Source organism: Kitasatospora sp. NPDC058478, from assembly GCF_042720345.1.
Taxonomy (GTDB): Bacteria; Actinomycetota; Actinomycetes; order Streptomycetales; family Streptomycetaceae; genus Kitasatospora.
On sequence record NZ_JBHXML010000018.1, the window covers coordinates 63,304 to 84,557 of the forward strand.

Here is a 21,254-nt window from a genome sequence, read left to right on the forward strand (position 1 = left end):
TCGGCTCGCGAACCCCGAGCAATCCAACTTGTGTGCCATCACGTGGCACCAGGCATGAGAGGAGTACCCGGCCAACAGCAGAATCGGTACATTTCGATGCTCGACCTCCGCCCCCAGAGCCACCAGGCGGTCGGATTCTCAGCATACTGGAGTAGATAAGGCGAGGTCATGTAGCCCAAGCGGTTCCCGCGAGCCTGCTTCTCACAGCCCATAACCCTGGCATCGGAAGTGCAGAGTTCCTGGATCGCTGCGTCCGGTTTGCCTTATGCCCCATCACGTGGTGGCCCCCACTGGGCAGTTTGCCCGGACGGGGCCTCGGCCAGGTGTGCGATATGTCGTGGGCTCACCTCCGCGTCCCGCTCCGGAAATGACCGTGTTGTCCGAGGTCGGCTCGGTTACGCCAGGAGCAAACAGATTTAACTGATCATGATGGGTCTTCAGGGGTTCTGAAGACCCATCATGATTAAAATGCCGAATCACGGACCCTGGGCCGCGAATCGCCTGGGCAGCCACCTGCCGAGGAGATTGGGCATCGGGAGAACCCGGGTGATGCCGCACAATCAGCAGCCACACTGCCGACCCTTCCGATCCCGCCGGAGGGCTGAGGGCCCCAGCGCACGGCCGTGATCCTTCTCAGCGCCAAAACCTGTACCGGAACTACTTCACGCACAAGGCCATTGCGCTCTCACCGGAAAGGATAGGGGGCGCTGCGAGAGCACGCCGTCTCAGCTGGTTTCGATGACGACCGAGAGATCGGCGGTCGCACGTCCGCGCGTGTAATCGTCACCACTGCCCGTGACCGTCACCTGCTGGCCGGTCTTTACGTGACCGACGTAGTGGACCGCGTACGGGCCACCTTCCTTTGAGGTGATCGTGCGATTAACCTTCTCTTCGCCATCCACCTTCAAGATGATGTCCGAGGTGCTCCCGCCCGCTCCTGCGGTATTATATTCGGCAAAGAAGACGAGAATTCCGGTGTGCTCGGACTTCTCGTTGTAGGCGAGCACGTCGGCCGACTTCAGGACGACATCTTCCAGGGCCACTATTCCTCCAGTGGATTAGATGCGGATACACATTATCGCGAGTGCGAATGTCCGCCTCTTCCACTCTAGATAATTGCAACCCGGCGCGCAAGCCAGTCATCAAAAGAATCGTTTATGCAAGAGAAAAAGATCGTCTTCGAACTTTTATCATTCCGGCCGGGCCGGCCCCTTCGGCGTGCCAGGAGGGGCTCAGTCCTCGCCGGCACCGGGGTCGCGCAGGGGCCGCAGCGTGTACCTCGCCGACTTCACCCACGCCTCCGAAGCCGAGTCCCGCATGGACGACCTGGAACTGTCGGTGGCCGCCGTGCTCACCGCGGAGGCCACCAACGTCGCATGGAGCCGATCGTCCACGACGGCGTCGCAGCCCTCAGCCGCGACCGCCTGTTCTGGACCGAGCTGAACTACCTGCGCTCCCAGACCCTCTTCTCTGAACTGCGAGGTTCTGGTGGCGATCGGGGTGAAGGTGGGCAGGCCGAGGTGGACGACGGCGGATCGGCGGGCGAGTTCGGTGTCGAGCTGGGTGAGCTTGTCCTCGGCGGCGGCGAGGCTGATGCTGAGCCCGTCGACTTCGCCGAGCCAGCCTTCGCGGTGCGCTTCGGCGATCCGCGCGACGAGGTTGACCCGGACCTCTTCGAGGCGTGGCCGCCTGCTGACCAGCTCCGACCCGCACCTGACCGCCGAGGAGATCGCGGTCGGCTACAAGGCGCTCCTGGAAGCGGAGCGCGGATTTCGCGGCCTGAAGACGGTGCTGGAACTGCGGCCGGTCTTCCATCACCTGGAACACCGCATCCGCGCGCACGTACTGCTCTGCTGGCTCGCCCTGCTGCTGATCCGCGTCGCCGAACGCCACACCGGCCAGACCTGGAACCGGATCAGCACCGAACTGGGCCGCGTCCACGAGGTCACCCTCACCGGCGACGCCGGACAGCTGACCCAGACCACCCCGCTCACCAGCGAGCAGGCCACGATCTACCGCGTCTGCGGCATCAAACCACCACCCCGGTCACCGCCGCAGACCCCGCCTGACCAGCCACAACGCAACCGCGTGGGCACACGCCCACCCGGCCACGTCCCGCATGTTCCCGCAGCTCAGACCCCATATCGGACGCCTCCACATGCCTTCCAACTGCGGAAGTCAGGCAGCTTTTCCTTCTTTTTGCGTCCACGCTGATCACAGGCTCACCCGCGGCCTAGTGCTCCTTGACCTGCTCGTTTGTGTAGCGGAACTGCGCGTCACGGTCGGGAGGTTGATCGCCCTCCAGGGTCTTGGCGGTGCCCTGCAGGCTGAACCCGTGCTCCCTCAACAGCTGGCCCACCGTGGGCGCGGTGATGCGATGCCCCTGCCGGGACAGCTCAGCGGCCAAGTGCCGAAGCGCCTTCGTCGTCCAGCGCAGCGGCGACATCGGATCACCGCGCTCATCCGGTTCGACCAGCGCCATCAGCGCCGCGACGAGAGACGGGTCAACGGCCTCGGCCCGCATCCGCCCACCGCCGGGGCGTCGGGCGCGCCCCTCGGGCAGCGGATCGACACCGGCTTCGAGCTCGAAGACGCCCTTGCGGACCGTCGTCTCGCTGACCCCGGCCGTCCGCGCGAGCAGGCGCACACCCCCGTGGCCAAGCAGTCGGGCCTCGGCCGCCAGCGCCAACCGCTGCTGACGCTCGTTCAAATGCGGGAGCAGGACCTCGAACCGTCGCGCCAGCTGACCCCGAACCTCGTCGGATATTCGCACACCACATCAACGAGATCGTATGCTCCGAAGAGGTTCCCGGAGGGACGGGCCGCGGGCGGATTCTCCACCGTCCGAAACAAGTACAGGGGCGAGGCGAGGTCCGGGTGGTGCCTGCGTACGTACAATCCGAGCCCCGGCGTCACCGTCGGGTACCGTGAGGCCCGGGGCGGGCCGGCCGACTCCACCTCCATGCGCCGGTGGGACCCGGCTGCTTTCACCGGCACCGTCCGCGCCACCGGCCCGTAGGTGCGTTCGATCTCGCGACCACGCCGGAGCCCCGCTGCCGTGCGCGCGGTGACGTCCGCGTTCCCCGTTCAAGTCACCGCAGCTCATGGACGAAACAAAGAGGTGTCCGTCGTTCGCGGACACTGCGCGCCGTGAACGGCTCCGTACCCGCACCTCTTGGAGCTTGCATGCGCCTGCGCGCACGCTGGGCCTCGACGGCCCTCCTACTGCTTGCCCCCCTGACCGCCACCGGCGCCGAGGCCGCGGCCGACACCGCGGCGAGCCCTCTGCCGGTCGAGCGTTCCTCGGGGGCGATCCCCGGTGAGTACGTCGTCAGCCTGAAGCCGGCCGTGTCACCGGCCGATGTTCTGAAGCGGATCGGTGTCAAGCCGATGTTCGTCTACCAGAGCGCTCTGGTCGGGTTCGCCGCCAGGCTCTCCCCGGCCCAGCTCACCGCCGTGCGTACTCTTCCCTCGGTCAGGGCCGTCGAGGAGAACGCCACGGTCGGCGCCGACTCCGCGCCGCCGGTAGCGGTACCGGCCCCGCAGGCGCGGTCCGGTGGCCGGGCGGTGCCCGCGGCGAGCTGGGGACTGGACCGGATCGACCAGCGCCACCTTCCGCTGGACGGCCGGTACGACGTCACCGGGACCGGCCGTGGCGTGACCGCGTACATCGTCGACACCGGGATCGACCTCGCCCACAGTGAGTTCGGCGGTCGGGCCACCGCGGGGTACGACGCGATCGGCGACGGCCGGAACGGGCAGGACTGCCACGGCCACGGCACCCACGTCGCGGGCACCGTCGGCGGCGCCACCTACGGAGTGGCACGCGACGTCTCACTCGTGTCCGTCCGGATTCTCGACTGCAAGAGCAGGGGCAGCACGGCCGGTGTCCTCGCCGGCTTCGACTGGGTCGCGGCCAACGCCCGGCAGCCCGCGGTCCTCAACGCCTCCATCGGCGGCGGCGCCTCCGCGTCGGTCGACGAGGCCGTCAGCGCCGTCGCGGACCGGGGCGTCCTGCCTGTCGTCTCGGCCGGCAACAAGGCCAAGGACGCCTGCGACGCCTCACCCGCCCGCGCGGCGAAGGCGTTCACGGTCGGAGCCACCGACCGCGACGACCAGCAAGCCCGCTTCAGCAACTTCGGCGCTTGCCTGAACACCTTCGCCCCCGGCGTCGACATCGTCTCCGCCCGCCTCGGCGGCGGATCCGTCGCCATGAGCGGCACCTCCATGGCCACCCCGCACGTCACCGGAGCAGCCGCCCTCCTCAAGGAGCGCTACCCAACCGGCAGTCCGCAGGACATCAGCGGCCGGCTCACCGACACCTCCACCCAGGATGTCGTCAACCTCATCAGCCCCGGCTCACCCAACCGCCTCCTCTACACCGACGGGCTGTGAGCACCCCCGCGCGTCGGTGACCGCGCGCACGCACCCGACTGCCCTGAAGCGAATCGCCGTTCGCCGGTTCGCACGGCGCGGATACGCCGCACGTAAGCGACTGTTGAGGAGTCACCAGATCCGGTGACGTATCACCGAAATACGGGACACCCTCGGTGATCTGAGGATAATTCGAGGGCAATCACCCTTCGACTGAACGGAGAACGCTCATGGGCGCCAAGGATGAACCCCAGGACAAGGCCGCGCAGGGCAACCAGGACGAGGAGGCCCGAAACGGCCAGGCCGAGGAGACGGACGACACCGGGGAGTTCGGCGCGGACTCCATCGGCGACCTGGCTGACTGATGACCGTCGAGGCAGTACCGGGGGTGTGCTGAGCCCGGTCCAGCAGTGACGAGGGCGTTGCCCCAGGACCGTACGTACCCGGGGCGACGCCCTCATCACTGGGGGCCTGTGGAGTGTTGGAAGAGCCTTTCAGGTGACCAGCATGGAGTCGCCGAAGTAGTTGAAGCGGTAGCCGCGGGGGACGAGTTCGTGCCAGTAGGTGTCCATGAGGAAGTCCCGGCCGGTGAGGGCGGCGGCCAGGACGAGTTCGGAGGAACGGGGCTCGTGGAGGTTGGTCATGAAGGCGTCGCAGGCCCGGACACGGTGTCCCGGGGTGATACGCAGGCGAGTGAGGCCGGTCGCGGCGGGGACACGCCCGTCGGCGCCGGTCGCGGTCTCCAGCGTGCGCAGTGCGGAGGTGCCGACCACCAGGATCCGGCCGCCGCTCGCACGGCGCTCATTGATCAGGTCGGCGGCCTCTTCGGTGATCTCGTAGCGTTCGGCCGGCGGGAAGCCGGAATCGGCGCCGAGACAGGTCGTACCGTCGAGACAGGTTGCGTCGTCGAGGCAGCTCGCGTCGGTGCGGCCCTCGGCCGCCGGGTCACCGGCGTCACCCCGCGCGACCATCGGCGGAACATCCGGCGCACCTCGCGGCCCGTTCGGGCCGCGAGGAACAGGGTGACCTCTGCGACGGCGACCCCCCGCTCGCGCACCTCGTTCAGCTTGTTCTTTAACCACTGGAGCGGTCTTCGCTGCCAGAGGTGTCACCAGCCTCTGCTGATTTCGCTCAACTTCCTTGATTTCAAGGTAGGTTGCTCCGGCCATGGGGAGTCCGCTGCCCGAATCCGGTGGCACGGCCCAGCGGCCGGTGACTACGGTCTCGGCATGACCAGCCAGAGCGAGCACCCAGCCCGGCCCGATCTCGCCGCCATGCTCACCGGCCAGACCGCCGCCTGCGCCCCGGCGCGGGAGGCCCTCCTGGCCGGCGGCAAGCTGCGGTTCTCTGGCGGGGTCGCGCCCGACTGGATGGTGCGCGGCATCGCCGCCACCCGGCTGGGCTGGGCACGCAAGGTCGGCCTGGTCACCCTCGGCCTCGACGAGTCGGTCGAGATCCTCTCCCGGCACCGGGACGTATCGTTGCGTACCGGCCTCCTCGACGCGCCGGACCGGTCCTGGTTCTTCACCCTCTACCTCGACGCCACCGGCACCGAACTGCTGGCCTGCAGCGCCGTCAAGAACCAGCCCCCGACCCGGAAGGCCACCCGGCGGCCGAGCGCGTAGCTGCCGCTGCTCCTTCCTGCGCATTGTCAATGCAGGTCAGGGTCCCGTGTCTTACGAGCCTTGCCGTGGTGGTTTGATCCGGTCGCGTTCGATGATGGTCTCGGGGCGCCGGACGGTTTTGCCCACGTCGTAGCGGGTGGCTGGCCGCTGGTTCTTCGAGCCGAGCGGCCTGCCGGGGCCAGGTCGGGTGGGTTTGGGCGCACGGGCCGGGCATGGCAAGGTCGGGCGGAGGTTCCTGAACCCCCGGCGGACCCGGGCAGGTGTGAGTTTGTTCGGTTCGACCGGTCTCTCCCAGGGCCGGCGGATGTCCTCGGCGAGCGGCCGGGCGAGGCGGAGCTGGGTGTGCGCGACGATGATCAGCCACGTCCACCGGTCCGCCGCCTGCGGGGTGCGGAGCTTGGGGCGGGTCCAGCCGAGGGTCTGCTTGATCATCCGGAACGTGTGCTCCAGGTCGAATCTCCGCAGGAACGCCTGCCAGCGCAGATCGACGTCGCCGGTGCTCATGCCGGTGGCGGAGGACCACAGCCACAGCGGGAGCGGATCCCCGCCGCCGGGCAGGCGGTCGACCTCCAGGCGGATCAACGTCCCCTCGATGATGGGTAGTTCGCCGTCGTGGTCGATCCACGCGGAGCGAGTAGTGAGCCGGGGGTGGAGACGGTCCCAGGCCATCGCCTTCGCGGTGCCGTAGCGGTCGGTGACCTGGACGGTGGCCGTGTCGGGTTCGCCCCAGGTCTCGGGTTTGGCGAAGCGGAACTCCTTGCCGTGCTTCGGCGGCCGCCCGCCCTGGGGATAGGCCCGGGCGTACTCCAGCTGCGTGGGTGTCGGCAGGCGCATCACGCGGTCCGAGCGCATCCGCCCCAGGGCCTCGACGGGCAGTCCGTCGAGAAGGTGGGCCATGCGTGGGGCGTCGTAGCCGGCGTCGAAGACGACCAGGACGTCCGGATCGCCCTCGCGCCACTGTCCGCCGGCGACCAGGTCCTCGACCACACGGCGAACCTGGCGGGCGGTGACCTTGGCGACGTCGTCCTCGGGACCGAGCCGCACCGCGTCCAGCAGCTGGCACCACGAGGTACGGCCCGATTCGAGAGCGGCGACGAACGAGTACGGCCAGCCCGGGATCATCAGGTGCTGGTCCCGGCCACGGCCGTAGGTGTGGCAGAACAGCCTGTCCGGGCTGCACTCGGCGTCCGGCCGCAGCCAGTTGCTCACGTCCACGGCCAGGACGAGCCGGTTGTCGGCTGCCTTCGGCTGGGGCAGCGCGGCCAGCGTCCGCCGCAGCCGCACCGGGTCGAGGCGGCCACGGTTCAGCGCGTCGTACATCGCGCCGTGCCCGCGGCGGTGCTCGGCCAGCAGCGTCAGGGCCACCGGCGCTGTCACCGGCCCGTCCGCGCACAACAACGCGTCCGCAAGCTCGAACAGCTCATCCCGCCGCGCGGTCAGACACGCGAAGAAGTCCTCCCGGAAGTGTGACGCTTCAGCGAACGGCTCCCGCCGGACATCGTGGTGCAGCAGACTCATTCCCCCACAGCCTTCGTCGAGTTCAGGTGCGTCCTTGGTCGGAGCACATGATCAGACGAAGGCCGTGCCCACGTCCGGTGAACACCCGGATGAGCGATCCCGTTCGAGCCATCGTTCGAGGTCGGAGCATAAAGAACAAGCTGAGCGACCAGGAGATCAGAGCGCTCCTTGCGTATGAATGGCGTTCCCGACTGACCGCTGCGTGGTTGGTCGGCGTGGCTCGGCGGGTTGAGTGGCGTGAACGCATCGGCGGCCTTCTGCTGGCCAGTGAACTCACCTATGCAGGTCAGGGTTACTGCCTTGCGCTCGCCCGGTTCGGCAGCCAAGATGATGCGGACATCCTTGTGTCCTATTTAGACCGGTATCTTCCGCAGTTGGAATGCCGGTATGACCAGGGACCCGCCCTTGGAGCTCTCATGAGGCTGGATTCCCAGCTGGGCACAAGTCACTCCGCGCGATTCGTTGCTCCGGACGGCCTCTGGGAACGGTGGGTCGGTGCGCTTCCGCATACGCGCGGGACCGCGACCGCGTGGGCGGACAGCTCCCGAGCAGCGATCGACGCATGGTGCGGGCCTTGGGACGCTTGACCTGTCGCTCATGACGCGGAGAACGGTGTCGGCCGTCAGCTGTCGGTGGCGCGTCCCGCGATCTGGTTGAAGGTGGGCATCCCGAGATCGACCGCCGAAGCCGCGCGGGCTGTGGCGGCGTCCATCTGGACGAGCTTGTCGTTGGCGCCGGCGAGGCTGGTTTCGAGGCCTTCGACTTCGCCGAGCCAGCCTTCCCGCTTGGCCTCGGCGATGCGGTCGATAAGATTGTCGCGGATGTTGAGATCGGCGAGTTTGAGACCGTCCGCCACCACCGGACGGCCTTCACCCCGCCCTTCCCGCTCCAGGACACCCAGGCCTACACCATGGCCGGCGAGCACATGATCGTCACCGCGTTCCGCGGCACCGAACCCGCACAGCTCCGCGACTGGCTCACCGACGCCACCACCCCGCCGTGGCGCGGCCCCGCCCGCACCGGTTACGTCCACTACGGCTTCGCCGAGGCACTCGACACCGTCTTCCCCGCCGTCCGGGAGACCATCGCCGAACTGCGCACCGACGGACAGACCCTCTGGTTCACCGGCCACAGCCTCGGCGGCGCCCTGGCCGTGCTCGCCGCCGCCCGCCTCCACCTGGAGGACCCGCGCCTCCTGGCCGACGGCGTCATCACCTTCGGCCAACCCCGCACCTGCGACCGCCTCCTGGCCGCCGCCTACGACAAGGCCTTCACCAACCGCGCCTACCGCTTCGTCAACAACAACGACGTCGTCCCCCAACTGCCCCCGGAGCCGGCCTTCACCCACACCGGCACCCTGCGCCACATCGACGCCGCCGGACGGATCCACGAAAGCACCGGCCTCCTCCCGAGCCTGGCCAACCGCACCAAGGGCCTGACCACCGCTGCCTTCACCCCCACCGGCGAGGGGGTGCGCGACCACTTCATCACCAACTACCTCACCGCCCTCGAGAAGATCCTCACCTGACCAAGCCCCCGCGCACTGCGGCGCCCTCCTGCTGGCCGGAACCCGATCCCGCGGGGTTGTGCGGATACTGCGACGCCTCCCACGATGACACCGCGGCTCGGGCGTCCGGCCCAGGACCTGCCTCGCGGTCCTCAGGCGGCCGGGGAGGCGGCTCGGCGCACTGCGATCGGCGACGGCACGGGAGGACACGGGTGATACCGCACGTACAGCTGCCGGGGCACGCGGCCGGCTGGACCCCGAAAGACCGCGCGGCGCTCGCTGCCGACATCGGCGGCCACTGCCGGCTCAAGGGGTTCTTCTTCGTCCACGGCCACGGCATCCCCGCCGACCTGATCGGGGACGTCTACGCGGAGACCCGGCGCTTCTACCGGCTGCCCCTGACGGAGAAGAGCCGCTACGACGCCACCGAGCAGTCCCAGTTCCTTGGGTATCGCAGGCTCGGCAGGGAGCGAAGCCGCACCCACGCCGGTACCGAGGCGTGCGAGCAGTACCGGGTCGGCAACACCACCGACGAACTCCCCCTGCCCGCCGCGGTGGACCTCTATCACGAGCACTTCCCGAAGTCCCTTGAACTCTTACGGCACTTGACCCACCTGGGCGACGGGATCCTCGCCACCTGCGCCCTGGACCTGGGCCTGGAGGAGAACTCGTTCACGCCCTACCTGGCGGGCGGCCCGCTGCACCGCCTGGGCCTCAACCACTACGGCGCGAGCCGCCCCGCCGCCATCGGCTCCACGGCCGGCCACGCGATGTCGCCGCACACCGACCTGTCCCTGCTGACCGTCCTGGACCAGGACGAACCGGGCCTGGAGGTCCGGGACCGCGACGGCCGGTGGCTGGAGGTCCCCACCGTTCCCGGCGCCCTGTTCCTCTTCCTCGGCGACTACGTGCAGCGATGGTCGAACGGACGGCACCGGGCGGCACCGCACCGGGTCCGCGCGGTGCGCCGCGACCGGATGTCGATCCAGTACAAGCACCGGCCGGACTACGCAGTCGTGGTCCGGCCACTGGACGCGCTCACCGGTCCGACCGATCCACCCGTGTTCGCACCGTTCAACACCGGCCCCGAGTACCTGGCCGTGCTGAGGTCGATCCTCGGCAGGTGACCTTGCCGGTGAAGCTGGGCAGGAGTGCCGGAGCGGATCGGCAGACCCGGGCCGAGACCCGGAGAGCACGCCGTGCCGTCGGGACGGGGGCGGTGCTACAGGCCGTCGGTGAACAGGAGCAGGTTGGGGGTGCCCTCGCGCACGTCGGTCAGGACGCCGGCGGTGGCGGTGCGCTTGAGGAAGGCTGCGGTCTCGGCAGGGTCCGCGTTCGGGTGCTGCGCGGTGTAGAGGGCGGCGGCGCCGGTGACGTGGGGTGCGGCCATGGAGGTGCCGCTGAGGGTGGTGCTGCCGCCGCCGAGTCCGGCGGACTCGGTGGACTGGCCGGGGGCGTGGAGGGTGACGCAGGGGCCCCAGTTGGAGAAGCCGCTCTCCTGGTCCTGCCGGTTGGTGGCGGCGACGGTGACGACCCGGTCGGCGGAGGCGGGGGAGGCGGTGCACGCGTCGGCGGCGTCGTTGCCGGCGGAGACGACGGGCAGGACGCCCTTGTCGAAGAGGGCGGTTGCGGCGTCGTTGAGGGCCCGGGAGCGTTCCTCGCCGATGGAGGCGTTGAGGACGGCGGGGCGTTGGGCGTTGTGGGCGACCCAGTCCAGGCCGGCGATCGTCTGGGCCTTGTCGCCGTTGCCGGTGCAGTCCAGGACGCGCACCGCGACCAGGCTCGCCTGCGGGGCGACGCCGTAGGTGCGGCCGGCGACGGTGCCGGCGACGTGGGTGCCGTGGCCGTGGCAGTCCAGGCCGTTCCTGCCGTCGCCGACGGCGTCGAAACCGAAAACGGCCCGGCCGCCGAACTCCGGGTGGCCGTAGTCGATGCCGGTGTCGAGGATGTAGGCGGTCGCGCCGGCGCCGTGGCCGCGGGTGGTGAACTCGCCGTCCAGGGGCAGGAATCTCTGGTCGATCCGGTCCAGGCCCCAGGTGGCGGCCGGTGCCCGGGTGGCGCGGCCGGCCCGGCCCTCGGGCTGGACGGCGGATTCGGGGGCGGGTTCGGGGACGCTGATGGCGGTGTTCTCCTCGACGGCCTCGACGGCGGGGCTGGTGCGCACGGCCCGTAGCAGGAGCGGGTCGAGGGTGGCGGCGAAGCCGTTCAGCGCGTCGGTGTAGGTGAACCTCGGGGTGATACCGAGCGCCCGCAGGACCTCGCCGGGGGCGCGGCCGTGCTTGAGGGTGACGATGTACTGCCCGGGCACGGCCCTGGCGGAGTGTTCCACGACCACAGCAGCAGGTGGCTCGGCGGCGGCGTGCGAGGCGGGGGTGATGACGGGCATGAGGGCCAGCAGTAGAGCCGCTGACGCCCGGCGCAGGGACAGGTGCACGGACTACTCCGATCGGTCGGATCGCCGGGCCCAGCGGCCCCGGGACACCCGGATCATCGCCGGTGCGCAGTCCGCATCCGTGCCGACCTGCCGGGCACGGGAAGCGGACAACCCGCACGGGGCAGGCTCCGAAGCGAAGTGCGATGAGTCCCTCCCCGGACGGTGCCTCGGCTGCTGCGAGGGTCCGTTCCGCCGGACTTCTGCGAAGTGCCCGTGACGGGCGGCTCTGCACTGACGGGTGCCTTCTCCCGGGTGTCAGGACCGAGGAACGGTGGAGTACGGGCAATCCGCCCAGAACGGATATCTTGGGCGGCGGGCGTTCCGGGGATGGTCGAGCCTGAAGGGCCGGCTGCCTCCGAGCAAGCCGACATAGGTGCAGGTCCAGGACGCACCGAACATTCGGTCCATGGCCCTGCCCGGATCAGAGGAGATCCCGGCGGTCCGATCCGCTAGTCTGCCATCGGTCAGTCGGCTGTCCCTCTGCGGACACGGTCGCCACCCTTCTCCAGGTGTCGCCCGGAGCGCCAGCCCACCGCCTGACCAGGGCGTTTGTTCAATCTGCCCGAAGCCCTGCGTCAGGGTTTTCGGCAAGGTTTTCTACAAGCCCCGCTCCTGGACCCAGAAGTCCCCGCCCCCGGTGCTGCCGACGGCCGGATACGCGGGACGCGCCCGGGTCAGACTTCCACCCACTGGGTGAAGTTGAGCAGGACCGCGGCGGGCGTGCGGTCGTGGTTCACCGTGAGCCGGCCGGAGCGCAGGTTCTCCTCGGTCCGGCGGAGGTTCTGCTGCCACATGTCGTGCCAGCTCAGTGGACTTCCGGTATGCCGGACCTTGTCGGCATCCGTGTTGCGAATGGCGAACGGAGCCTGCTGGGGCGCTCGGACGACGCGCATTCCGCGGGCCTTGGCCCGGTCCATCAGGTCGAGGTCCTGGCAGCCCATCGGAAGCAGCCGCTCGTCGTACCCGCCGAGTGCGTCGAAATGCGCGCGGGGCAGTCCGATGCGGCCGTACGACCCGTTGCCGCCGTCCGGTCTGCCGTCGGGGTTGGGACTGAAGCCCCAGATCAGCAGGTCCGGGTCCGCCGTCCAGTGGGTGCGCCAGGTGGGGATGGTGTCGCCGATGTGGTTGTCGGCGTCGAGGTTGACGAGGTGGGTGCCGGTGGCGGCGAGGTGGGCGAGGTTCTTGGCTTTGGAGGCGTGGAAGTGGGGTTCGGTGCGCTGGTGGAGGTAGCGCAGTGTGCCGTTGTCGATGTGGGGCTGGAACTGGCGTACCCAGGTGTCGAGTTCGTCGTCGGAGTGGTAGTTGACGAGGACGATCTCGCTGTTCCCGTCCTCGGCGACGCGCCGCAGGTTGTCGGGGAGGGTCTCGCGCAGCTGCCAGAGGCGGTTCTTGCACGTCGTGCAGTAGGAGAGCCGCCCCGGCGGGGACGAGGTGACCGGCATCAGAACGCGGCCTCCTCGGTGAAGTTCAGCAGCACCTTCACCGGGGACCGGCCGGGGTTGGCGATGAGTCTGCCGAGGCGGAGGTTCTCCTCCGACCTCTGCTTGTTCAGGTTCCTCGCGTCCCACCACTCCAGGGCGATCCCGGAGTACCGCATGGTCTCCCGGTGGCTGTTGCGGATCGCGGCGCTCCCCGGCTGCGGGCGGCGAACGGTGGGCAGACCGGCGGCTTCGGCCCGGTCCATCAGGTCCCGGTCCTCGTGGGCCGACGGCAGGAGCTGCTCGTCGTACCCGCCGAGCGCGAGGAACCGGGTGCGTGGCAGTCCGATCCGTCCGTAGGTTCCGTTGCCGCTGTCCGGGCGCAGCCGCGCCGCCTCTTCGGCGGAGCGTTTCGGGCGGTTCCTGTCGGGGCTGAAACCGTGGATCAGCAGGTCCGGGTCCGCCGTCCAGTGGGTGCGCCAGGTGGGGATGGTGTCGCCGATGTGGTTGTCGGCGTCGAGGTTGACGAGGTGGGTGCCGGTGGCGGCGAGGTGGGCGAGGTTCTTGGCTTTGGAGGCGTGGAAGTGGGGTTCGGTGCGCTGGTGGAGGTAGCGCAGTGTGCCGTTGTCGATGTGGGGCTGGAACTGGCGTACCCAGGTGTCGAGTTCGTCGTCGGAGTGGTAGTTGACGAGAACGATCTCGCTGTTCCCGTCCTCGGCGACGCGCCGCAGGTTGTCGGGGAGGGTCTCGCGCAGCTGCCAGAGGCGGTTCTTGCACGTCGTGCAGTAGGAGAGCCTTCCCGTGGATTCCGGCATCGTGCCTCCTGATGCGTCCTGCGGCTCAGCGGTACATGAACTGTTCGGCCAGGCCCCGGGGAACGGCCCCGTCCTGGAGGGCGAGATCCAGCAGGCGCTCTCCTACCTGGTCGAGCGACTCGGTGCGGGGGCGGGTCGGCAGGTCCCGGACCGGGCCGGCCTTGAGCGCCCGGCCGATCTGCTCCGCCAGGTCCTCCGGCGCAGTGCTCCGCACCAGCTCGCAGGCGTGGTGGGCGGCGAACTGTTCGATCCGGCCCCGCTGGTCGTCGAAGTTCCGTTGGGCGGGATTGGCGAGAACCCTGGCGCCTCCCGCCGTGGCCTCGTGCAACGAGCCGTAGCCACCGCGGCAGATCACCACGTCCGCCGCGGACAGGATGTCCGGCAGGTTCCGTGCTCCGCGCAGCACGGTGAGGCGGTGCGGGAATTCCACGGGGATCTTCACCCAGGGGCGGAACATCGGCCCGAGCACCAGCATGACCGACAGCCCCGGTTCGGTGACCCGGGACAGCGCGGCCAGAGCGAGATCGAAGTGCTCGCGCGCCTCGGCCCCGTTGCCGCGCCCCCCGCCGGACATCACCACCACCATCCGCTCCTCGGAGGAGACGCCCAGCTTCTCCCGGGTCTCCGCCGGATCGGCTGCTGCGGTCCGGAAGACCGGTCCCGTCCAGATCGCGTCGATTCCGGCCGCTTCGAGCCGGTCCCTGAACTCCGGGTGCGCGGCCGGGTCGTCGGGAACGAAGACGAGGTCCATCCGCGGCAGCGGGCAGTCCGGTCGGGCCAGGTAGTCGGCGAGGTCCCGGCGCGGTCGCAGACAGATCGCCTGGCGGGCGCCGAGCAGCGCCGCCGCCCGTTCGACCGTCGGCCACACCAGGGTGTCGTGGACGACCACCCGGGGTCGCAGGCCCGCCAGTGCCGCGTGCGTCATCGCCGTGATGGCGGTCAGCATGTCGGGATGGGCCGGTTCGCTGCGGTACCGCCCTGCCCTTCCCATCGACGGCACCTCGATCACCGGTACTTCGCCACAGACCTCGTCCACGGCGGGGCCGGAACCGAGGATGACCGGGTCCAGCCCGGTTTGCCCCGCCCGCAGATGCCGGGCCAGCGCGGTCTGGCGGGCCAGGTGACCGGCTCCGATGCCGTTGATGGCGTGAAGCACGATACGGGCTGCCGCTCGCGGTTCCCGTGGCCCGGGAACACCGTCCGCTTCCGGCCCGGGCGAGGATGAGATGCCGACCATGGCCGCCAGCATGGCAGAAAGTTCGGCCGCCGACCCATGACTCTCAGTTGTTCAAAGGTTACTGGCCGTTCCGTCGACGAGATCCGGCCATGAGGACCGACAGTGCGTTGAACCCCGCGGAGAACGGGCACCGTTGACGGCGGAGTAGGCCAACTGATCACGGCCGGCCGTCGTCACGGCCGGGGCGCCGGAGGACCGTTCTGTGCCATCGCTCGTACCGCACCTCCTGGCCGGCGTGCCGTTCGCCGCCCTCGCCGGCTTCAGCAGGGCCGTGCACCTGGTCCACCGGCGGGTGGGCCGCCGCTACCGGCCCGTCACGGCCCCGTGCCACCAGCCACTCGCCGTCGTCTCGCCCGTCTACCGCGAGGATCCAGTGCTCTTCCGGCGGGCGCTGGAATCGTGGCTGGCCGACGACGTGTCCGAGATCGTCTGCGTCATCCACCAGGACGACCTCGCCTGCCTCGACGTGGCACGCCGCTGTCCCGTCCGCGTCCTGACCACCGACCGGGCGGACAAGCGGGAGGCGCTGCGGCAGGGGTGGCAGGTCGTGTCCGCCGACCTGGTCGCACTGGTCGACTCCGACGTCGTCTGGGCGCCCGGCGTGGCTGCCTCGGTCCGCGCCCCGTTCACCGACCCCGAGGTGGGCGGCGTGGCGACTTCCCAGAGCGCCCTCGACCCCCACAGCATCTGGGAGTTCGCGGGGGACCGCTTCAAGGGGGAGGGCCGGCTCCCCGCGTTCACGGTCGCGGGCCGGGCCCAGATGTGCCTCATCGGACGCACCGCGGTCTACCGGCGATCCGTACTCGTGGAGGCCGCCGACGCCTTCGTCGACGAGACCTTCCTCGGCCGCCGGTGCGTCGTCGGGGACGACACCCGGCTCACCGAGCTGACGCTGCGCGCCGGCTACCGCACCGTCTTCCAGGGCAACGCCACGGTGCGGTCACGGTATCCGGGAACCGGCCGGGAATTCCTCGGCCAGCGACTGAGGAACGCCCGCAACTTCTGGCGGGTGAGACTCACCGCCCTGGTCACGGGCTGGGTCTGGCGTCACCCCTACCTGGCCTTCGGCACCCTTGCCGACGTCATCGCCCGCAGCGGGTTCTGGCTGTGCGAGGCCTACCTCGTCGTGCTGGCCGTCAACGGGCATGTGCTCGTGCCGGCGATCGCCGCGGGCTGGTGTGTCCAGCACCGGGCCCGCGCGGCACGTAGGTTCGTTCGCCGGCGGGCCCTTCCGCGGTGGCACGTGCCTGCCCAGCTCGCCATCGACCTCGCCCTGAAGAACCTCGACCTCCTCGGCCTGCTCACCATGCGACGCCAGGCGTGGCTCACCCGCCGGGAACCTACCGGGGCGACGGCCCCGACGTCGAAGCCGTCCGCTCCACGTGAGGTCGGCCCGCAGCCGGCCGAGGGCCCGAATCCTGTTCCTTGACGGGGCACCAGCAGGGCCCGAGCGGCGGGTTGTTCGCCCGTGCGGGTGAACCGGTGCACCCCCGGGTCGGCTGGCCGTTGACCGGACCATCGAGACGGCAAACTTCACGCCGCCCTGCCGCCTCCGCAACACACCGACCCGCTCTCGTGTCTGCCCACCCTGCCGGGCGGCAAGAATGGGCCACGCCGGTGCGTTGTGGCGCCGCGACAGTCCTGGAGGTACGAATCCGTGACCCGGCACAGCATCGACCCCGACCGGCGTGAGCTCATCGCTGCGTGGGGAACGGGCGAGGGCGACCTCGCCACCCACGTCGCCGGCCTCCCCACCGACACGGCCACCAGTACGCTCCTGAGCCTGGCCCGCTCCCTCACCCAACTGTCCGACGCCGCCTGGCACACCTACACCCACCCCGCCAGCACCGCCGGTTCCCTGGGGCCCAACAGCGAGGGCTGGCGCCGCGAGGAGGAACGCAAGACCTTCGCCGAGGTCGCCGACGCGATCACCAAACCGCCCCTCCCCAGCGGCGGCACGATGATGATCTCCTACAGCCGCCTGCTGGAGTCCGCGAACCGCGTCGGACGCGCCCTGCACGACCTCGACGACCCGGACCTCACCGCGGCCGTGCTCGCCGAGGCAACCGCCGAACTCGCCGCCGTCGAGAGCGCGGAGCTCGGCGACCTCACCGGCCGCGCACAGCAAGCCGTCCTCCTCAGCCGCGAGGACGCCTCCCCCGTCCAGGTCGCCGCCGCCGACCGCCTCCTGGAGCAGGACCCCTTGGGCCCCACCGAGCTCTTCTCCACCATCGACCCCACCGCGGCCGCCGTGGCGGCCGCCCACTGGCTCGCCGCCGCGGCCGAGGTCGCCGCCGAGACCTCGGGACACGACTCCACCCAGGTCGTCCTGGAGGCCGACAACATCGAGGCACTCCCCCACGAGACCCCCACCCTCGTCCTCGGCCTCATCGAGGACGGTGCCACCCCGCACGATGCCGTCACCGGCCTCGTCCGCCACGCCATGCACATCACCGACGGCCTGCTCCCCGACCCCACCGCCCTGCGCGAACAACTCGACGACCTGGAAGAGACCGTCGCCGAATACACCGGCGAGGACGAACCCGACCTCGCCGACATCGCCCTGCGCCTCACCCCGCTCGACCCCAAGCGCCCCGCCCGCGACCTCCTCGAAGACCTCCTCACCGGCATCCACGCCTGCTGGCTCCTCCACAGCGAATACGAGGACCTCGACACGGACGAAGACCTCGGCGACGCCGAGGACTGGGACGACGACCAGGCCGAGGAACACCAGAGGCGCAGCCGTGAACGCTTCGCCCAGCTCGTCCGCGAAACCGCCGCCCACCACCACGACCGCCTCATCTGACCTGCGGCCCCACGGGCGGGACACGCCACCGACCGGCGACCGGCCGCTTCTCCCTTCGCCGCCGGCCAAGGGAGAACCACAAGTCACATGTTCAGGTGGGGGCTCTCACCGAGAGTACGCAGGTCACAGGTCTGGTTCTGCATTGGTGATCGCATGGTGGTCGCACCCGGCCACCCGCACGTGCGACCTGTAGCCTCCACGGCTGATCAAGGAACCGGGACTACGGGAGGCCGAGGAAGTGCGCAGTTCAGGACGACGTGGACGTGGACGGGTCTACCGCCGGTGCGGGTGCCGTGACACGGATCGGCGCCAGCTCGGGGCCGGGTGCCCGGGTCTTGCCGAGGAGGGGCACGGTACGTGGACGTTCGCCGTCGACATCCCCTCCCTCAGCGGACGGCGGCGCACCGTGCGCCGGGGAGGGTTCGAGGACGCGTGGACGGCGGAGGGCGCGTTGCGGCGCTTCCTCGAAGGCCGCCGGCTGGGGTTCGACGCCGACCCGCACGAGACGGTGGCCGCCTACCTCACCCGGTGGCTCAAGAGCATGGAGTTCCTGCTCAAGCCCACCACCTACGCCCGCTACCGCACCTACGTACACGGCGAACTCATCCCCGTCTTCGGAGAGATACGCCTGGAGGAACTCGCCCACGACCACATCGCCGCCTACGCCCACCAGCAGCTCGAAGCCGGCCGCGGACGCCAGGCCGTCTACCACTGCCTCGCCACCCTCTCCAGCGCCCTGGGGACTGCCGTGCGCACCCACCGGCTCCCGTTCAACGCCGCCCAGCCCATGCCGATCCGCAGACCCCGCGCGGACGAACGCGTCCCCTGGAGCGCCGAGCAGGCCGTCGCCTTCCTCGCCCACTGCCGCGAGGAGGACCCCGCCTTCGCCGATGTCATCGAGGTGATCATCGGCACCGGCCTGCGCAAGGGCGAGGCACTCGGCCTCCAGCGCGCGTGCGTACGGATCGACGACCGCGTCATGTTCATCCGCCACACGCTCTCCGCGATCGACAACCACGAACTCGTCCTGACCGCGCCCAAGACGAAGAAGAGCCGCAACTGGGTACCCCTGTCCGAGCGCGTCGCCACAGCCCTCCAACGCGCCATCGCCAGGAACACCTCCACCGACAACGACCACGTCTTCCAGGACGCCGACGGCAAGCCCCTCCACCCCGCGGCGGTCCGCCGGCGATTCCACGAACTGCGCAAGCAGGCCGGACTGCCCCACGTCACCATCCACGACCTGCGCCACCTCGCCGCCACCCTCGCCCTGGAGGGCAACGTCTCCATGGCCGTCATCTCCAAGACGCTGCGGCACTCCACACTCTCCACCACCGCGAACATCTACAGCCACCTGACCTGGGACGTCGCCATGGCCGCCGTCCACACCATCGAAGCCAGACTCCGCCTCGTCGAAGCCCGCTCCCGAGCCGGCACCGACGCCATCGCCCAGAACAGCCCCGCGCCGAACCCGCTGTTCAGCCACGCAGCCTGACACCTGCACGACCGAAGCCACCGAAGGCCCACCGATGCCACTCGAACTGCCCGGCATCACGATCTGTAACTGACACACACCCAGCCACACGGCCCGTCACAACAACTGGTGCCACGGGCCCCACAGCCATGCCCAATTCGGAACCACGCCCGCTTCAACGACGGACAAGGTCTCAATCGCCCGATGAACACGCTCAGTCACTACAGTCGAGCGAACAAAAGGCGCACAACGGGCATGCAGGAATGCGGCGATACGCCGAAAACACCCCCCGAGGCGACGTGAACGAGCGTTCACGACCACACTGCGACCACCAAAACAAAAAGGCCGCCCCTACCATGCGGTAGGAACGACCTCCGACCTGCGAAAACGCCGGTCGGGACGACAGGATTTGAACCTGCGACCCCTTGACCCCCAGTCAAGTGCGCTACCAAGCTGCGCCACGTCCCGTGGTCTCGGTGCCCGGTAGCGGGGCCTGGGGGGCTCTGCTGTGGGCTTCTCGACCTTGTCTCCGGTTGTCCCGGCGACGTGGAAAACAATACAGCACGTGGAGGGGTGCTCGCTGCCGGGTTGGGGGGTGGGTGGGTCTGGGCAGGTCGGGGCGGGTCAGGGGGTGGGGTGGCGGGCGTCGTAGGCGAGGAAGGCGGGGCGGCGGGCGGCGAGGAGGACGACGGCGGCGACGCAGGCGAGGCCGCCGGTGATCACGGAGGTGGCGGGGTTGGTGAGGGCGGCGACGGCGCCGGACTCGAAGTCGCCGAGGCGGGGGCCGCCGGCGACGACGACGATGAAGATGCCCTGGAGGCGTCCGCGCATCTCGTCGGGGGCGGCGACCTGCATCATCGTGTTGCGGAAGATCATGCTGACGGTGTCGGCGCAGCCGGCGACCGCGAGCAGGAGGAGGCCGAGCCAGAGGTTGTGGAGCGCGCCGAAGGCGGCGATGGCGAGGCCCCAGGCGGCGACGGCGACGAGGACGGCGGCGCCCTGGCGGTGGATGCGGCCGACCCAGCCGGAGAAGAGGGCGCCGGTGAGGGCGCCGACGGCGGGGGCGGCGACCAGGAGGCCGACGGTGCGGGCGTCGCCGCCGTAGAAGGTGACCGCGATGGCGGGGAAGAGGGCGCGCGGCATGCCGAAGATCATCGCGGCCAGGTCGGCGAGGAAGCTGGTGCGCAGGTTGGGCTGCTCGCGCAGGAAGCGGAGGCCGTCGAGGACGGAGGCGCGGCCCTTGCGGTCGCCGAGCGGGCGCATGGCGGGCAGGCGCCACATCGCGTAGAGGGTGCCGGCGAAGGCGACGGTGTCGACCAGGTAGGCGGCTTGGGTGCCGTAGGCGCCGATGAGGACGCCGCCGAGCATGGGTCCGACGGTGAGGCCGAGGTTCATGCTGACGGTGTTCAGCGCGTTCGCCGCGGGGAGCTGGTGGCTGGGGACCAGCCGGGGGATCATCGCGGAGCGGGCGGGCGAGCTGAGGGCGAAGAAGCCGGCCTGGGCGGCGACGGCGGCGTAGAGGACGGCGACCTGGCCGAGGCCGGCCAGTGCCTGCACGGCGAGGACGGCGGAGACTGCGGCGAGCCCGGCCGAACCGATCAGGCCGAGCTTGCGCCGGTCGACGGTGTCGGCGATCGCGCCGCCGTACAGGCCGAAGGCGACGATCGGGAAGAAGGAGAAGAGGCCGACCAGGCCGGTCGCGAAGGCGGAGCCGGTCTCGTCGTAGACCTGGACGGAGACGGCGACGGCCGTCATCTGCTGGCCTATGGAGGAGACCGCCTGCCCGAACCAGACCCGGCGGTAGTCGGGGTGGTCGCGCAGTGGGCTGAGGTCGGCGAAGGCCCGCCTGTACCAGGGGAGGGTCTCGGTTCCGGCCGACGGAGCGGAGACGTCGGAGGGTGGCTCCTCCGCCGGAGCAGCGGCAGGGGCGGCATCGGACGTCGGGACAGGGGCAGGCGTCGGAGCGGGATCGGACGCCGGGGCGGGATTGGCAGGATGATTGGTCGACACAACCCTCCATGGTCCGCCCCGGCCTCCCCGCTCCCC

Annotated in this window: 19 protein-coding genes, 1 tRNA gene and 3 pseudogenes; 11 read left to right on the forward strand and 12 right to left on the reverse strand. The window is 70.0% G+C overall.

Annotation, left to right across the window (positions count from 1 at the left end):
* Positions 1-27: 27 nt before the first annotated feature.
* Together ACFWPT_RS12590 and ACFWPT_RS12595 are read right to left on the reverse strand one after the other, a co-directional pair.
* A pseudogene (locus ACFWPT_RS12590) lies at positions 28-212 on the reverse strand (DUF255 domain-containing protein); the annotation flags it as partial.
* 513 nt (positions 213-725) lie between these two features.
* Positions 726-1,043 (reverse strand): hypothetical protein, encoded by a 318-nt coding sequence (locus ACFWPT_RS12595; RefSeq protein WP_380371670.1) that lies wholly within the window; start codon positions 1,041-1,043, stop codon positions 726-728.
* A gap of 229 nt (positions 1,044-1,272) precedes the next feature.
* Here ACFWPT_RS12595 and ACFWPT_RS12600 point away from each other — a divergent pair, with 229 nt between their 5' ends.
* Positions 1,273-1,443, forward strand: a complete 171-nt coding sequence (locus tag ACFWPT_RS12600) for a hypothetical protein (protein WP_380371673.1) — start codon at positions 1,273-1,275, stop codon at positions 1,441-1,443.
* A gap of 120 nt (positions 1,444-1,563) precedes the next feature.
* The gene (locus tag ACFWPT_RS12605; RefSeq protein ID WP_380371675.1) at positions 1,564-2,214 is read left to right on the forward strand and encodes a hypothetical protein; all 651 of its coding nucleotides are present in this window, start codon (positions 1,564-1,566) and stop codon (positions 2,212-2,214) included.
* A 22-nt stretch (positions 2,215-2,236) separates the two neighbouring features.
* Here ACFWPT_RS12605 and ACFWPT_RS12610 read toward each other — a convergent pair.
* Positions 2,237-2,773 (reverse strand): annotated as a pseudogene (locus ACFWPT_RS12610) (ISAzo13 family transposase); the annotation flags it as partial.
* 413 nt (positions 2,774-3,186) lie between these two features.
* Here ACFWPT_RS12610 and ACFWPT_RS12615 point away from each other — a divergent pair.
* Positions 3,187-4,395: a S8 family serine peptidase gene (locus ACFWPT_RS12615; RefSeq protein WP_380371678.1), complete on the forward strand. Its 1,209-nt coding sequence runs from the start codon at positions 3,187-3,189 to the stop codon at positions 4,393-4,395.
* Positions 4,396-4,604: 209 nt separating this feature from the next.
* Positions 4,605-4,739, forward strand: coding sequence for a hypothetical protein (locus ACFWPT_RS12620; RefSeq protein WP_380371681.1), 135 nt, complete (start codon positions 4,605-4,607; stop codon positions 4,737-4,739).
* 129 nt (positions 4,740-4,868) lie between these two features.
* Here ACFWPT_RS12620 and ACFWPT_RS12625 read toward each other — a convergent pair whose 3' ends face one another.
* Positions 4,869-5,345 (reverse strand): S-adenosylmethionine:tRNA ribosyltransferase-isomerase, encoded by a 477-nt coding sequence (locus ACFWPT_RS12625; protein ID WP_380481585.1) that lies wholly within the window; start codon positions 5,343-5,345, stop codon positions 4,869-4,871.
* Between the two features lie 258 nt (positions 5,346-5,603).
* Between ACFWPT_RS12625 and ACFWPT_RS12630 the strand changes: the two genes are divergently transcribed.
* Positions 5,604-5,999 carry a hypothetical protein gene (locus ACFWPT_RS12630; protein WP_380371687.1) on the forward strand — a complete coding sequence of 132 codons (396 nt, stop codon included), beginning with the start codon at positions 5,604-5,606 and terminating at the stop codon, positions 5,997-5,999.
* Positions 6,000-6,050: 51 nt separating this feature from the next.
* On the opposite strand, the gene ACFWPT_RS12635 is transcribed toward ACFWPT_RS12630, so the two are convergent.
* Positions 6,051-7,517: an NF041680 family putative transposase gene (locus tag ACFWPT_RS12635; protein WP_380481587.1), complete on the reverse strand. Its 1,467-nt coding sequence runs from the start codon at positions 7,515-7,517 to the stop codon at positions 6,051-6,053.
* A gap of 89 nt (positions 7,518-7,606) precedes the next feature.
* Here ACFWPT_RS12635 and ACFWPT_RS12640 point away from each other — a divergent pair, with 89 nt between their 5' ends.
* Complete coding sequence (locus tag ACFWPT_RS12640) at positions 7,607-8,104, forward strand: DUF6000 family protein (protein ID WP_380371692.1); 498 nt, start codon at positions 7,607-7,609, stop codon at positions 8,102-8,104.
* A gap of 35 nt (positions 8,105-8,139) precedes the next feature.
* On the opposite strand, the gene ACFWPT_RS12645 is transcribed toward ACFWPT_RS12640, so the two are convergent.
* On the reverse strand, positions 8,140-8,442 hold the full coding sequence (locus ACFWPT_RS12645; RefSeq protein ID WP_380371694.1) for a hypothetical protein: 303 nt from the start codon (positions 8,440-8,442) through the stop codon (positions 8,140-8,142).
* Between ACFWPT_RS12645 and ACFWPT_RS12650 the strand changes: the two are divergent.
* Both ACFWPT_RS12650 and ACFWPT_RS12655 read left to right on the forward strand, forming a co-directional pair.
* Positions 8,356-9,045, forward strand: a pseudogene (locus ACFWPT_RS12650) (lipase family protein); the annotation flags it as partial. The gene ACFWPT_RS12645 and the pseudogene ACFWPT_RS12650 overlap by 87 nt on opposite strands.
* Positions 9,046-9,236: 191 nt before the next feature.
* Positions 9,237-10,151, forward strand: coding sequence for a 2OG-Fe(II) oxygenase family protein (locus ACFWPT_RS12655; RefSeq protein ID WP_380481589.1), 915 nt, complete (start codon positions 9,237-9,239; stop codon positions 10,149-10,151).
* 95 nt (positions 10,152-10,246) lie between these two features.
* On the opposite strand, the gene ACFWPT_RS12660 is transcribed toward ACFWPT_RS12655, so the two are convergent.
* From ACFWPT_RS12660 to ACFWPT_RS12675, 4 genes are all read right to left on the reverse strand, one after another.
* Positions 10,247-11,458 (reverse strand): S8 family serine peptidase, encoded by a 1,212-nt coding sequence (locus tag ACFWPT_RS12660; protein WP_380481591.1) that lies wholly within the window; start codon positions 11,456-11,458, stop codon positions 10,247-10,249.
* 674 nt (positions 11,459-12,132) lie between these two features.
* Positions 12,133-12,900, reverse strand: coding sequence for a glycosyltransferase (locus ACFWPT_RS12665; RefSeq protein WP_380371702.1), 768 nt, complete (start codon positions 12,898-12,900; stop codon positions 12,133-12,135).
* Positions 12,900-13,691: a glycosyltransferase gene (locus ACFWPT_RS12670; protein ID WP_380424872.1), complete on the reverse strand. Its 792-nt coding sequence runs from the start codon at positions 13,689-13,691 to the stop codon at positions 12,900-12,902. The genes ACFWPT_RS12665 and ACFWPT_RS12670 overlap by 1 nt, the downstream gene beginning before the upstream one ends.
* A 25-nt stretch (positions 13,692-13,716) precedes the next feature.
* The gene (locus ACFWPT_RS12675) at positions 13,717-14,847 is read right to left on the reverse strand and encodes a glycosyltransferase (RefSeq protein WP_380371708.1); all 1,131 of its coding nucleotides are present in this window, start codon (positions 14,845-14,847) and stop codon (positions 13,717-13,719) included.
* Positions 14,848-15,130: 283 nt separating this feature from the next.
* Here ACFWPT_RS12675 and ACFWPT_RS12680 point away from each other — a divergent pair, with 283 nt between their 5' ends.
* The 3 genes from ACFWPT_RS12680 to ACFWPT_RS12690 all read left to right on the forward strand — a co-directional run bounded on the left by ACFWPT_RS12680 (position 15,131) and on the right by ACFWPT_RS12690 (position 19,229).
* Positions 15,131-16,357, forward strand: coding sequence for a glycosyltransferase (locus ACFWPT_RS12680; RefSeq protein ID WP_380371711.1), 1,227 nt, complete (start codon positions 15,131-15,133; stop codon positions 16,355-16,357).
* A gap of 228 nt (positions 16,358-16,585) precedes the next feature.
* On the forward strand, positions 16,586-17,734 hold the full coding sequence (locus tag ACFWPT_RS12685) for a hypothetical protein (RefSeq protein ID WP_380481593.1): 1,149 nt from the start codon (positions 16,586-16,588) through the stop codon (positions 17,732-17,734).
* Between the two features lie 406 nt (positions 17,735-18,140).
* Positions 18,141-19,229 (forward strand): tyrosine-type recombinase/integrase, encoded by a 1,089-nt coding sequence (locus ACFWPT_RS12690; protein WP_380481595.1) that lies wholly within the window; start codon positions 18,141-18,143, stop codon positions 19,227-19,229.
* 373 nt (positions 19,230-19,602) lie between these two features.
* On the opposite strand, the gene ACFWPT_RS12695 is transcribed toward ACFWPT_RS12690, so the two are convergent.
* A tRNA-Pro gene (locus ACFWPT_RS12695) sits at positions 19,603-19,676 on the reverse strand.
* 156 nt (positions 19,677-19,832) lie between these two features.
* Entirely contained in the window at positions 19,833-21,218 is a 1,386-nt protein-coding gene (locus tag ACFWPT_RS12700; protein WP_380481597.1) for an MFS transporter, read from the reverse strand.
* Between the last annotated feature and the right edge of the window lie 36 nt (positions 21,219-21,254).

Excerpts from the sequence above, each read along its gene's own strand:
- ACFWPT_RS12615 (WP_380371678.1), top strand. The coding sequence starts at position 3,187 with ATGCGCCTGCGCGCACGCTGGGCCTCGACGGCCCTCCTACTGCTTGCC.
- ACFWPT_RS12630 (WP_380371687.1), top strand. The coding sequence starts at position 5,604 with ATGACCAGCCAGAGCGAGCACCCAGCCCGGCCCGATCTCGCCGCCATG.
- ACFWPT_RS12640 (WP_380371692.1), top strand. The coding sequence starts at position 7,607 with ATGAGCGATCCCGTTCGAGCCATCGTTCGAGGTCGGAGCATAAAGAAC.
- ACFWPT_RS12620 (WP_380371681.1), top strand. The coding sequence starts at position 4,605 with ATGGGCGCCAAGGATGAACCCCAGGACAAGGCCGCGCAGGGCAACCAG.
- ACFWPT_RS12665 (WP_380371702.1), bottom strand. The coding sequence starts at position 12,900 with ATGCCGGTCACCTCGTCCCCGCCGGGGCGGCTCTCCTACTGCACGACG.
- ACFWPT_RS12625 (WP_380481585.1), bottom strand. The coding sequence starts at position 5,345 with ATGGTCGCGCGGGGTGACGCCGGTGACCCGGCGGCCGAGGGCCGCACC.
- ACFWPT_RS12670 (WP_380424872.1), bottom strand. The coding sequence starts at position 13,691 with ATGCCGGAATCCACGGGAAGGCTCTCCTACTGCACGACGTGCAAGAAC.
- ACFWPT_RS12635 (WP_380481587.1), bottom strand. The coding sequence starts at position 7,517 with ATGAGTCTGCTGCACCACGATGTCCGGCGGGAGCCGTTCGCTGAAGCG.